The sequence below is a fragment of the Allobosea sp. 10N428 genome (assembly GCF_056394545.1).
This window is the reverse complement of sequence record NZ_JBFTIC010000004.1, coordinates 1-11,777: the sequence shown is the minus strand read 5'-3', so window position 1 is coordinate 11,777 and position 11,777 is coordinate 1. Positions and strand designations below refer to the sequence as shown.

Annotated in this window: 12 protein-coding genes; 7 read left to right on the top strand and 5 right to left on the bottom strand. The window is 62.4% G+C overall.

Annotated elements, in window-relative coordinates; genetic code table 11:
* Nucleotides 1-5: 5 nt before the first annotated feature.
* From AC1DDA_RS14130 to AC1DDA_RS14115, 4 genes are all read right to left on the bottom strand, one after another.
* Nucleotides 6-359 (bottom strand): hypothetical protein, encoded by a 354-nt coding sequence (locus AC1DDA_RS14130; protein ID WP_476796206.1) that lies wholly within the window; start codon nt 357-359, stop codon nt 6-8.
* A gap of 41 nt (nt 360-400) precedes the next feature.
* Nucleotides 401-1,024 carry a lambda exonuclease family protein gene (locus AC1DDA_RS14125; protein WP_476796205.1) on the bottom strand — a complete coding sequence of 208 codons (624 nt, stop codon included), beginning with the start codon at nt 1,022-1,024 and terminating at the stop codon, nt 401-403.
* Nucleotides 1,025-1,026: 2 nt separating this feature from the next.
* Nucleotides 1,027-1,767 (bottom strand): ERF family protein, encoded by a 741-nt coding sequence (locus tag AC1DDA_RS14120; RefSeq protein ID WP_476796204.1) that lies wholly within the window; start codon nt 1,765-1,767, stop codon nt 1,027-1,029.
* Nucleotides 1,768-1,961: 194 nt separating this feature from the next.
* Nucleotides 1,962-2,324 (bottom strand): hypothetical protein, encoded by a 363-nt coding sequence (locus AC1DDA_RS14115; protein WP_476796203.1) that lies wholly within the window; start codon nt 2,322-2,324, stop codon nt 1,962-1,964.
* 99 nt (nt 2,325-2,423) lie between these two features.
* Between AC1DDA_RS14115 and AC1DDA_RS14110 the strand changes: the two genes are divergently transcribed.
* From AC1DDA_RS14110 to AC1DDA_RS14080, 7 genes are all read left to right on the top strand, one after another.
* Nucleotides 2,424-2,666, top strand: coding sequence for a helix-turn-helix domain-containing protein (locus AC1DDA_RS14110; protein ID WP_476796202.1), 243 nt, complete (start codon nt 2,424-2,426; stop codon nt 2,664-2,666).
* A 409-nt stretch (nt 2,667-3,075) separates the two neighbouring features.
* On the top strand, nt 3,076-4,974 hold the full coding sequence (gene asnB, locus AC1DDA_RS14105) for an asparagine synthase (glutamine-hydrolyzing) (protein ID WP_476796201.1): 1,899 nt from the start codon (nt 3,076-3,078) through the stop codon (nt 4,972-4,974).
* A 2-nt stretch (nt 4,975-4,976) separates the two neighbouring features.
* Complete coding sequence (locus AC1DDA_RS14100; protein WP_476796200.1) at nt 4,977-6,326, top strand: glycosyltransferase; 1,350 nt, start codon at nt 4,977-4,979, stop codon at nt 6,324-6,326.
* A gap of 99 nt (nt 6,327-6,425) precedes the next feature.
* Nucleotides 6,426-8,363, top strand: coding sequence for an asparagine synthase (glutamine-hydrolyzing) (asnB, locus tag AC1DDA_RS14095; protein ID WP_476796199.1), 1,938 nt, complete (start codon nt 6,426-6,428; stop codon nt 8,361-8,363).
* Between the two features lie 25 nt (nt 8,364-8,388).
* Nucleotides 8,389-9,348: an NAD-dependent epimerase/dehydratase family protein gene (locus tag AC1DDA_RS14090; RefSeq protein ID WP_476796198.1), complete on the top strand. Its 960-nt coding sequence runs from the start codon at nt 8,389-8,391 to the stop codon at nt 9,346-9,348.
* 8 nt (nt 9,349-9,356) lie between these two features.
* Entirely contained in the window at nt 9,357-10,298 is a 942-nt protein-coding gene (locus AC1DDA_RS14085; protein WP_476796197.1) for an NAD-dependent epimerase/dehydratase family protein, read from the top strand.
* A gap of 50 nt (nt 10,299-10,348) precedes the next feature.
* On the top strand, nt 10,349-11,413 hold the full coding sequence (locus AC1DDA_RS14080) for an NAD-dependent epimerase/dehydratase family protein (RefSeq protein ID WP_476796196.1): 1,065 nt from the start codon (nt 10,349-10,351) through the stop codon (nt 11,411-11,413).
* 11 nt (nt 11,414-11,424) lie between these two features.
* Here the strand turns inward: AC1DDA_RS14080 and AC1DDA_RS14075 are convergent, their stop codons facing one another.
* The gene (locus AC1DDA_RS14075; RefSeq protein WP_476796195.1) at nt 11,425-11,610 is read right to left on the bottom strand and encodes a hypothetical protein; all 186 of its coding nucleotides are present in this window, start codon (nt 11,608-11,610) and stop codon (nt 11,425-11,427) included.
* Nucleotides 11,611-11,777: the final 167 nt, after the last annotated feature.

The following is an 11,777-nucleotide window of genomic DNA, read 5'->3' as shown; positions in this document are numbered from 1 at the left end:
CGGGATCAGTGATCGTCGCGGCGCCAGATCGCTGGCTTGGCGAGCGGGCGGGAGGCCCTCATTTGCGGCGGGGCCCGATTGAACCCGCGCGAAGCAATCGGTTTGATCCCGAGATGGCGGGCTTCGCGTCGTTTGGCCTCGGCGATGGCGGCCAGGTCGCGAGCGGTTTTTGCACCTGGTGCGCGATGACAGCAGTCACGGCCGAGAACACGACCGTCGTCGATCGAAAGCTCTCGCGTCTTATCGAGGATGAGGGCTTCCGGGATGACATGGTCGAACTCGACGACCTTGCCGGAGACATTGAGGCCGCAGCCCTCGCAGCGGATGCAGCCGCGCGAGTCCATGGCGCGCTTGAGCATTGCGACTTTCTGGGACCGGCTGAACTCGCGGCGCCCGCTCATCACGCCGCCTCCATCTGACCGTAGGCGGCAACCTGTGCGACGGTTCGATCGAGCTCCTCGTTGAACTGTGTGACAGCCGTGCTGAGTTCGGCGATGAACGCTTCGTCGCGGTGAGCCCGCGTGATCATGATCGGCAAACCCGGCCAATAGATCGCGAGATCGATCCATTCGCGCTCGGCGATCCAGAGTTGCCCCTGGCACTGCGCCTTGTGCTCGGGCGGGAACTCGCCTTTGAGCAAGGCTTCGATCAGGAGATGCGGCAGCTTGGTCTTGATCTCGAGCAGGCCGTCCTTGCCGATCAGCGCATCAGGCGAGGCGCCGGCTTGCCCGCGGCGCAAGAATCCGACGGTCTCGCAATCCAGGCCGGTGACGAAGCTATAGGCGCTGCGCGCTTCCTCCTCCATCAGCTTGCCGCGCTCCATATGCGCAGAGGTGAAGCTCTCCATCACCTCGCCGGTTAGTCGCTCACCGGCGAGCTTGTAGAGGTAGGTCTGCCGGGTCCGGCTCTCAGTGCCGCCGCGTCCCTTGGTCAGGATCGAAGCGAACTCGGAGGCGGTTGGGATGCCGAGGCGCGCTTGCAGCCACTCAGGTGAGCCTTGTGTGCAGGTAATGATCTCGAGCATGGTCAGGCCCGTCCCTTCTTGTCGTTGAGCATCACCAGCGCCTGCCGGAAGCGGCGTGCTGGAAGTTCGGCAAAGGCGTTGATCTTGAAGAAGCGCAGCAGGGCCTCGCGTTCGCCGCCGACCTCGTCGATCAGCGCGAGGAGTTCCCGGGTCTGCTGGCGGGTGATGGTCTGGCCGGTTCCGGCGGCCTTGCCGTCATCATCATCCGCAGCGGCCAGACCCAGCGCCGCCTTCAGCGTCATCCGCTGCAGATAGGTCAGCGTCGATCCGATCGCCTGGATCGCGTTCTTCTCGCCGCTGTGATCGGCGCCAGCGCTAAGACTGTTCTCCTCGTTATGACCGTCACGGTGCGAGATCACGCAGGTGATGGTCGCCCTCTCGCCGTCACTGTTCGAGCGGAAGCGGTAGGCCAGCCCGTGGCGCGCCAGGACCGGCCCGACCGCGCGGGCGATCTCGGCCAGGTCCTCATGGCGGTAGTGCTTTGCTCCGATACTGGCGATCTGGGTCTTCGCGATCACCGGGAGTTCGGCTTTGGCGGCTGTCAGCGCGGCCTCAAAGGCGCGCCGTGCCTCGTCTTGGCGCGTGCGCTCGTGCAGGCCAATCAACTGCGCCAAGACATGCTCATCGGCGCCGCGGTCGAGCGCGGAACTCAACAAGCCCAACGGGGTGATTGTGGGGGCAGGGCGCAACTCGGTGAGTCGCGTGCCTGTGGAGGGGCGCCGATGGCGCGCTGCGCTGGTCATTGCTCGACCCTGCTGGGGAGATGGTAGCGAGACACGGCGCGACCCGGGCCGAACCGCCAGGCTCTGTAGGCTTGGGCGAGCTCGGCTGGGCTGAGCCGAGACGTTGAGGGCAGAGGCTCAACGGCCATTCCGCTGGGTAGCGACCGTGAGGTCACGATGAGAGGAGAGGGAGGAGTGCGGTGCATGGCCAGCCCTCAATGCAGCTGGCGGCTGGCGAGGGCGATTGATGCGCCCCCCGGCCGCGCGACCGTCTCGACATCCATGCGCATGTGAGTCCGCCGGGCATCGTGGCGGCTGGCGACCTGCGGCGCGTCAGGAGGAGCTTGTTGGAAGCGCTCATCGCGGCCTTCTGGCGCAAGAGCCTGCAGTCGTTGAAGCGCCGCGAGCTGGGCCTTGGCTTCAGCCCATCCGCGCCTGAGCGACAGTGACAAAAGCTGGCGCCGATCAGCGCGGCCCTGTGCCGTGCGACGCCGCATCCGGGCCTGCCGCATGGCGTAGCGCAAGATACCGGTCTTGTAGAAAATGAACTTGTGCTCGAACTCCAGGATCAGGGTCATCATCGTCCTCCAGCGACGAAAATCGTCGGTGACGGACGGTTCCCTTCCTATGGGCCTACCAGTCAACTGGAAAGGTCGACAGTCGACGAAAAGCGTTGATTGAGCTATGCCGTCGCCATGATCACACCAGCTCAGTGCCGTGCCGCCCGTGCGCTCCTCGATTGGAGCCAGCAAGATCTCGCCGAGGCCGCCCATCTCGGCCTCTCGACCATCCGTGACTTCGAGAAAGGCAGGCGCGTGCCAACGCATAACAATCTGCGGGGCATCAAGCTCGCCCTAGAGGAGGCAGGCATCGAAATCGGGACGGAGAAATCAAGCGTCGCGTTGAGAAGGGAATGCTGAAGCTGACGTCGCTGCGCGGCGGGCCTCAAGTTGATCCGCCCGCCGAGGCGTCCAGTTCATTTAATTGGTAGCGGTTGGTTGGCAGTTCCAGGGCAGGGGACGGACGATAAGCCACGTTTAGTCACCGTATTTGCTAGCGCGATCACGAAAGAAATGGGACGTTTTATCGATTTTAAATTTGCAAAGATTATCAAGTTGTCTGTTTTCATATCGCGAAAGAAAAATATTATTCAATTTTAATAGAAGTTAAGCGATGGAATATTTATATATCGATGCCTTGCGAATGAGCGGTGGAGCGGAAAAGTATGGGCGGTCTCGACCAATGGAAATGTCGCCAATATAAGGCAGCACAAGATTCTTTTTGCCGGCGGTCAGAGGTTGCTCGAAACCGCCCCGACGAGGCTGGCTCATGTGTGGCATATTCGGGTCAATCGGTTTCGAGCCTGACCCTCAACGGATCGACATTGTTGCCCATCGCGGCCCGGACGGGCGGGGCTGGGAAACCTATCCCAGCCCCGCCGGGCCGGTCGCGCTTGGTCATCGCCGCCTCGCCATCATCGATGTGTCCGATGCCGGCCTGCAGCCGATGGGCGATGTCTCGCAGCGCTACTGGCTCGTCTTCAATGGCGAGATCTACAACTACATCGAACTGCGCGAGGAGATGAGGGCGAAGGGCGAGGTCTTCGTCTCCGAGTCGGATTCCGAAGTGCTGCTGCGCGCCTATATGCTTTGGGGCGAGGATTCATTGCCACGGCTGCGCGGGATGTTTTCCTTCGTGATCTGGGATGCCCGCGACAAGAAGCTGTTCGCAGCCCGCGACCGGTACGGCATCAAGCCGCTTTATCTGGTCGCGACGCCGCGCGGCATCGCCTTCGCCTCCGAGATCAAGCAATTACTCGGCCTGACCGCTGCTTCGGGCCGGATGAATGTTGCGCGGGTGCATGATTTTCTATCGTCCGGTATATCCGACCACACGTCAGAGACGATGTTCGAAGGCGTCACGCAAGTTCGTGGCGGTGAGTCGATAGCGGTCGATGCTAGCGGCTCGGGCGCTCTCGTAACAAATCTTCGCCGGTGGTATCCAGCTTCGGCCGGTGAACTCTCAATTTCCGAACAGGAGGCGGCCGAGCGCTTCCGCGAGCTGTTGACCGAGTCTGTCAGGCTTCACCTGCGCTCTGATGTGCCGGTCGGTTCCTGTCTGTCCGGAGGGCTCGATTCCTCCGCGATCGTTTGCCTGATGTCGGGCATGATGGGCTCCGATACGGGCGGCTCTCGTGTCAATACCGTATCGGCTTGCTATGCCGAGAAAAGCGTTGACGAGAAGCCTTTCATGGACGCGGTCGTGGCGCATGCCCATACCGAGCCGCATTTCATCTTTCCGAAGGCGGAGGATGTCTTTCAGCGCGCGTCCGACATCACCTGGCATCAGGACGAGCCCTTCGGCTCGACCTCGATTTTCGCGCAATGGTGTGTGTTCGAGGAAGCCAGGCGGGTCGGCGTCAAGGTGATGCTCGACGGACAGGGAGCCGACGAGCAACTGGCGGGCTACCACGGCAGCTTCTCGTACTACATGGCCGATTTGACCAGGCGCCGGCAGTTCGGGCAGCTTTGGCGCACCATCTTAGAGCGAAACCGCTATCACGGAACGTCCATTCAGGATCAATTGCGTCAGTATGTTGTTCCAATGCTGCCGCGTGGTTTCGCGGGCGTGTTGCGCCAAAAGCATCGCCAGTTGACCCAGCATGATTGGCTCGGAACGGACTTGTTGCGCGCAAAGGGAAACCCGATCACGGCATTCCAGTTGGCGAGCGACGAACTGGGTCTGCCAGATGTCGCCGATCTTCGCACGCTCTGCCTGACGCTCACCTACGGTTCCAATCTCTCTATGCTCCTGCATTGGGAGGACCGTAATTCTATGGCTCATTCGATCGAGGCACGCGTGCCTTTCCTCGATCACCCACTCGTCGAGTTCAATCTCGCTTTGGGCAATGACCACAAGATCGTGGGCGGCGATACCAAGCGTGTGTTGCGACGGGGCATGGATGGCATTCTTCCCGAGGCGGTCAAGGAGCGGCGCGACAAGCTCGGCTTCGCAACACCCGAGGAAATTTGGTTCCGCGGGCCGCTGCGCGGCCTGATTGAGGACGGTATCGAAGCAACGTTGGCGCGTTATCCCGGTTTAATGAACGCGGATGGCGTCCGGGCACTTGCCAATGAGATGCTCGACGGTAAAAGGCCGCTCGATTTCACCTTGTGGCGCATCGTCAATCTTGGCATGTGGGGCGAGCGTTTCGGTGTGGGCATTTGATTATGAATGCTCCGCATCCCCCGCGCCATAAAGGCATCGAAGAACTGCCCGGTATGAGGGCGCTGGCTGAGCGACTGGGGCGCAAGCCGGTAGTCGGCCTTGTGTCGATCTCTCCGATCGCGGACGACCCTCGCGTCCGGCGACAGGGGGATGCGTTTCACGATCTCGGCTGGGATGTGAAGGCCTTTGGTCTCCGGAGCAAAGTCGAACGCGCACCGGCTTGGTCTATCGAGACGCCCGAAGATGCCCGTCGATTGCCCACCCCGCCAACGATGCCGCAAACGGGGTATAAGACGACGGGTCTTCGTCGGTTGGCCATGGTCCCGGCTGCATTGGCTGAGCGGTATGCCGTGCGGGCGCATCGTCACGATGACGCTTATAACCTGCGGCTTCTTCGGGTTTTCTTCGATAAGGGGTTGGCCGAGACCGTATACTGGACGCTGAACAGCACATTTTGGGACATTTACGCGCTCGCCAGTTGTCAAAAGGCGGATCTTTGGCTGGGTAACGACTGGACGTCTCTTCCGATCATCGCCCGGATCGCACGCGAGCAAGGCGTTCCCTACGTTTACGACACGCACGAATTTGCCGCCGAGGAGTTCAACGAGCGCAAATTGTGGCGCTATACTCAGCGGCCCATCCGCCTCGAGACAGAACGGCGCTTCATCCGCGACGCCGCCGTCGTCACTACCGTCTCGACCGGGATCGCCGAGCGCCTTCAGGCGATTCACCGCTTGTCTCAGAAGCCGCAAACGGTCCGTAGCACGCCTTCCTACCAGAAGGTGCCCGCTCGAGTGACGGGAGAGCGTATCCGGGTGCTCTATCACGGCGCGGTCTGGCATCATCGCGGCTTGGAGGAGTGCATCCGGTCGGTGGCGCTCTGGCGTCCGGAATACGACTTCACGATTCGCGGGCCGGTCAGCGACGACTATCGCCAGAGTCTTGAAGCCGAGATCGACAAGGCCGATGTACGGGGCCGGGTCGAGATCGTTCCGCCCGTCCCGATGACGAGGCTGGTACAGGAAGCGAGTGCTTTCGACGTCGGGCTGTTCGCACTGCCTGGGCATTCGCTTCATAACGAATATGCACTGCCGAATAAGTTTTTTGAGTACACGATGGCGGGTTTGGCGCTGTGCGTCTCGGATTTGCCGGAAATGGCTGCGCTAGTCCGTCACTACAACCACGGCAAGACATTTCACGGAGTGGCGCCCGACGTAATCGCCGCGGCAGTTAACGGGCTGACGCGGACCAAGATCGACGAGATGAGGCAGAACGCACTAAAGGCGGCCCGAGATCTCTCTTGGGAAGAGGAGCGCATGCGGATGCTGCGAGCGTACGACGCGCTCTTTTGAAAGGAAGCTGACAAGAGGTTGCTCCCTTGATACAGCCGCATGTGGCAGTGACGCGGTCCAGGCTTAGGCCGGCCCTTTGAAAAAGCAGGAAGCATCCGGATGTGTGGAGTAGCAGGAGCGATATCTCTCGCGAGCCAGCCTATTCCCAAGCTTGATCGCGTACTTGCGACCATGAACCATCTGATCGCACACCGCGGTCCGGATGGGCATGGCTTCTGGAGCAATAATGCGCAAAGCGTCGGTTTGGCCCATCGCCGCCTCGCCATCATCGACCTGTCGCCTGCAGGCCACCAGCCGATGGTCGGCAATAGCGACGCCGTCATCACCTTCAACGGCGAGATTTACAACTATGTCGAGCTGATGGCCGAGCTGAAGGGCGGCTGGGATTTCCGCTCGTCTTCCGACACCGAGACCGTGCTGGCTGCCTATGCCAAATGGGGCATCGACTGTCTCAGTCATCTGCGCGGGATGTTCGCCTTCGGCCTGTGGGACGGAGAGCGCTTCTTCGCCGCGCGTGACCGCTTCGGCATCAAGCCGTTTTACTATGCCGTCGTCGACGGCGTGCTCTATTTCGCCTCGGAGATGAAGGCCCTGCTGCCGGTTCTGCCGGAGATCGCGACCGATCCGGACGCGCTGGCCGAGTACATGACCTTCCAATACACGATTGGCGAGAACACGCTGTTCAAGCACATCCATACGCTGCTGCCCGGGCACGCGCTGACGGTGGAGAGCGGCGAGGTCAAGGTCTTCCGCTACTGGGATGTCCATTACGACATCGACTGGGACCATACGCCGCGCTGGTTCGGCGAGGAGATGCGGGCCCGCCTGGCCGATTCGATCAAGGTCCATCTGCGCTCGGACGTGCCCGTCGGCGCCTATATCTCGGGCGGCATCGATTCCAGCCTGATCGGCATCCTCGCCGGCCGCGAGGATGCCTCGGGCCGCATCGGCTTCCACGGCAAGTTCACCGAGTTCGAGGGCTATGACGAAAGCTCCTATGCCGAGGCGGCCTGCCGAGACGGCGGCATCGACCTGCACCAGATCGACATCACGGCGGGCGACTTCCGCAAAAATATCGAGAAGGTGCTCTACCACCTCGACACCCCAGTCGGCGGGCCCGGCTCCTTCCCGCAATACATGGTCTCGGAACTGGCGGCCCGCCACGTCAAGGTCGTGCTCGGCGGCCAGGGCGGCGATGAAATCTTCGGCGGCTATGCGCGCTATCTGATCGCCTATCTCGAACAGGCGCTGAAGGCGTCGATCGACGGGACCCAACGCAACGGCAATTTCGTCGTGACGCCGGAATCCATCATACCGCATCTGACGGTGCTGCAGGAATACAAGCCGCTGATCCGCCAGCTCTTCTCCAAGGGCCTCTTCGGCCCACTGGACGAGCGCTATTTCCGCCTTATCGATCGCTCCGCCGATATGCAGGACGAGGTCGACTGGTCGGCACTCGACCGCACGGGTGTCTTCGCCCGTTTCCAGGCGATCTTCAATTCCGAACGGAACGTGAAGAAGGAAGCCTATTTCGACTCGATGACGCATTTCGACTTCAAGTGCCTGCTGCCTGCCCTGCTTCAGGTCGAGGATCGGATGTCGATGGCGCATGGGCTCGAATCGCGCGTCCCGCTGCTCGACCACTCCGTCGTCGAGTTCGCCGCGACCATCCCTGCGGACCTGAAGTTCAAGGGCGGCCAGATGAAGCACTTCATCAAGTCGACCTTCTCCGGCGATCTGCCGCAGGAACTGGCGCAGCGGCGTGACAAGATGGGCTTCCCGGTGCCGCTGAAGGAGTGGTTCTCGGGCGAGCTCAAGGACATGGTCGCGGATATCTTCGCGACCCAGAAGAACCGTCACCGCGAGTTCTTCAATTCCGACGCGATCCTCGCCAATTTCGACAAGGCCGAACGCTTCTCGCGCAAGACCTGGGGCCTTCTCAGCCTCGAGCTCTGGCAGCAGATCTTCCACGACCGCGCCGCCACCTACCGGCGCATGCTCGACGAGGTCGAGCCCGCTCAGGTCGCGGCCCAGTAACTTCAGCAATCACGGGAACAGGACGATGAAGGTTTTCATTACGGGTGGCTCCGGTCAGGTCGGCTCAACGGCGGCGGACATGTTCCTGGCGCGCGGAGACACCGTGATGTCGCTTGAGAACTTCTCGACCGGCCGGCGCGACAACCTGCTCGATCAGGAGCGCCTGACGCAGGTCGAAGGCTCGATCACCGACTGGAAGCTGGTCGACCAGCTCTTCTCCGATTTCAAGCCGGATGTCGTCGTCCACACTGCCGCGTCCTACAAGGATCCGGAGGATTGGGAGACCGATGCGTTCGTCAACGCGGTCGGCGGCGCCAACATCGCCAAGGGCTGCAAGCTCCACAAAGTCGGCCGGCTGATCTATTTCCAGACCGCGCTGTGCTACGGCACCAAGCCGCTGCAGCAGCCGATCCAGCTCGACCATCCGATCAATCCAGTGAACTCCAGCTACGCAATCTCGAAGACCGCCGGCGAGCACTATGTGCAGTTCTCGGGCGTCGACTGGGTGACCTTCCGTCTCGCCAACGTCATCGGCCCGCGCAACGTTTCCGGTCCGCTGCCGATCTTCTATGGCCGCCTGGCCGAGGGGAAGAAGTGCTTTGTGACCCCGGCGCGGCGCGATTTCTGCTTCGCCGGCGATCTCGCCAAGGTCGTTGTGCAGGCCGCCGACGGCAAGGGTAATGGCACCTATCACTTCTCGTCCGGCAAGGATGTTGCGATCAAGGAGCTCTATGACGCCGTCGTGAAGGCGATGAAGCTCAACGACTATCCGGAGCCCGAGGTCAAGCCGCTCGGCCCCGACGATGCGCCCTCGATCCTGCTCGATCCCTCCCGCACCTTCGCCGATTTCGGCGACGTGACCTTCACGCCGCTCGGCGAGATCGCGCGGCTCTCGGTCGAACGCTGGGAGAAGGAAGGCGTCGTCGGCGGCTACACCCACCTCAAGGAAGCCCGCGCCGACATCAAGACGCCGGCCAAGGGCTGAGACTGATGATGCGCATCCTGCTCACTGGCGGCGCCGGCTGCCTCGGCTCGAACCTGACCGAGCGCTATCTCGAGGCCGGGCATGAGGTGCTTATCATCGACAACTTCGCCACGGGCCAGCGCGGCTCGCTGCCGGAGGCGCATCCGGGGCTGACCGTCGTCGAGGGCAAGGTTCAGGACCGCGCCCTGATCGACAGGCTGTTCGCTGAGTTCGGGCCGAGCCACGTCATCCATTCGGCCGCGGCCTACAAGGACCCGGACGACTGGCTCGAGGATACGCGCACCAATGTCGAAGGGACGATCCATGTCGTCGAGGCGGCCAAGGCCGCCGGCGTGCAGCGCTTCGTCAATTTCCACACCGCTCTCGGCTATGGCCGGCCTGAGGCGCTGCCGATCCCGGCGGATGCGCCGGCCCGCCCCTTCACCAGCTACGGCATCTCGAAACAGGCCGGCGAGAACTATCTCGCGGTCTCCGGCCTGCCCTTTGTCTCGCTGCGGCTCGCCAATGTGACCGGCCCACGCCTGGCGATCGGCCCGATCCCGACCTTCTACACACGGCTGAAGGCCGGCAAGGGCTGCTTCTGCTCCAGGACCGTGCGCGACTTCATCGACATGGACGATTTCTTCTCGGTGATGGATGCCGTCATGGCCGAGGGCGCGCCGAGCGGCGTGTTCAACGTCTCGACCGGCACCGGCCACACGATCAAGGAGATCTTCGACATCGTCGTCGACCATCTCGGCATCACGCTCAGCGAGCCGGTCCCGGAAGTGGAGCCGGGCGCCGATGACGTACCCGCGGTCGTGCTCGATCCCTCGAAGACGATCGAAACCTTTGGCTGGCGGCCGCGCTACTCCTTCGAGCAGACGATCCGGCGCATGCTGGCCTGGTATGACGTTCACGGCGTCACCGCGATCTACAGCCACCTCAAGGCACCGCCGGCCAAGGCCTGATCGGCAATCAGCGGCCTCGCGCTTTCCCCTCTTCCGCACGGATATTCCCCATGACCGAAAGCTTCGCTGGCAAGAACGTGCTGGTGGTCGGCGGCGCCGGCTTCGTCGGCTCCAACCTCGTCAGGCAGATCCTGAGCGAAAAGCCGCGCAAGCTGACGATCGTCGACAACTTCCTCTCGGCCGATCCGGTCAATATTCCCGATGATCCGGCCGTGAAGCTGGTTTTCGGCCCGATCACCAGCGATCGCATCCTCGCCGAGCTCGACGAGGACCTCGACTACGCCTACCACCTCGCCTGCTTCCACGGGAACCAGTCGTCGATCCACGATCCGCTGATGGATCACGACAACAACACGCTGACCACGCTGAAGCTGTTGGAGCGGCTGAAGGACATCAAGTCGCTGAAGAAGGTGGTCTATTCCGCCGCCGGCTGCGCGGTGGCCGCCAAGACCTTCGACGGCGCCACGGCGACGACCGAGGACGCCCAGGTCTCGCTCTTCCACGACAGCCCCTATTCGATCTCGAAGCTGGTCGGCGAGATGTACGGGAATTACTATTTCACCCGGCACGGCCTGCCTTTCGTCAAGGCGCGCTTCCAGAACGTCTACGGCCCGGGCGAGATCCTGGGCGCCGGCCGCTGGCGCGGCACGCCCGCGACCGTCTGGCGCAATGTCACCCCGACCTTCATCTGGAAGTCGCTGCACAAAGAGGCCCTGCCGGTCGAGAACGGCGGCATTGCGACCCGAGACTTTATCTTCGTCGAGGACATGGCGCGCGGGTTGATGGCCTGCGGCCTCCGGGGCGAGCCGGGCGAGATCTATAATCTCGGTTCGGGCGCCGAGATCTCGATCCGCGAGCTCGCTGAAGGCATCAATGCGGCGACCGGCAACGCGACGCCGATCGCGCTGACGCCTGCACGCGACTGGGATCGCTCCGGCCAGCGCTTCGCGGCCACCGACAAGGCACGCGAGAAGCTCGGCTTCGTTGCGCAGGTGCCGCATGAGGAAGGCATCCGCCGGACTGTCGAATGGACGAAGGTGAACAAGCCGACCATCATGCGGTGCATGATGAGCCATGCGCATTTCGTGCCGGATGTGCGGAAATACGCCGGCTGACGCCGGCTACGCTATCCGGTCACGTTGCGGCGGCCACCCTTCGCCAGCAGGGCGTCGTAATCGCGCCGCCCTGCCCGGGAACGCCCCATGATCGCGCGGTCGATGCGCTCGGATGGCGACATCGGTTCGGGAGTCCACCATTCCGGATGGGTGAGGAGATGCAGTCGGGCGTGGCCGGCTGCGATGACGTCGGTCATCGGCTGGAAGCGCCAGTATGTGTTTCGGCGTGCAAGTTTGGGTCTGACGCAGTTCTGCTGACGCTTTGGGTCATTGCGCGCCGATCAGACGGGCTTGGAGAAGATCGATCTTGCCGCGGCCGTACATTTGGCGTTTGACGAGCTTGAGCCGGGTGATCTGGCCCTCG

Coding starts and splice junctions, on each gene's coding strand:
- AC1DDA_RS14075 (WP_476796195.1), bottom strand. CDS start 11,610: ATGACCGACGTCATCGCAGCCGGCCACGCCCGACTGCATCTCCTCACC.
- AC1DDA_RS14080 (WP_476796196.1), top strand. CDS start 10,349: ATGACCGAAAGCTTCGCTGGCAAGAACGTGCTGGTGGTCGGCGGCGCC.
- AC1DDA_RS14100 (WP_476796200.1), top strand. CDS start 4,977: ATGAATGCTCCGCATCCCCCGCGCCATAAAGGCATCGAAGAACTGCCC.
- asnB (WP_476796201.1), top strand. CDS start 3,076: ATGTGTGGCATATTCGGGTCAATCGGTTTCGAGCCTGACCCTCAACGG.
- AC1DDA_RS14130 (WP_476796206.1), bottom strand. CDS start 359: ATGCTCAAGCGCGCCATGGACTCGCGCGGCTGCATCCGCTGCGAGGGC.
- AC1DDA_RS14115 (WP_476796203.1), bottom strand. CDS start 2,324: ATGACCCTGATCCTGGAGTTCGAGCACAAGTTCATTTTCTACAAGACC.
- asnB (WP_476796199.1), top strand. CDS start 6,426: ATGTGTGGAGTAGCAGGAGCGATATCTCTCGCGAGCCAGCCTATTCCC.
- AC1DDA_RS14120 (WP_476796204.1), bottom strand. CDS start 1,767: ATGACCAGCGCAGCGCGCCATCGGCGCCCCTCCACAGGCACGCGACTC.
- AC1DDA_RS14085 (WP_476796197.1), top strand. CDS start 9,357: ATGCGCATCCTGCTCACTGGCGGCGCCGGCTGCCTCGGCTCGAACCTG.
- AC1DDA_RS14090 (WP_476796198.1), top strand. CDS start 8,389: ATGAAGGTTTTCATTACGGGTGGCTCCGGTCAGGTCGGCTCAACGGCG.
- AC1DDA_RS14125 (WP_476796205.1), bottom strand. CDS start 1,024: ATGCTCGAGATCATTACCTGCACACAAGGCTCACCTGAGTGGCTGCAA.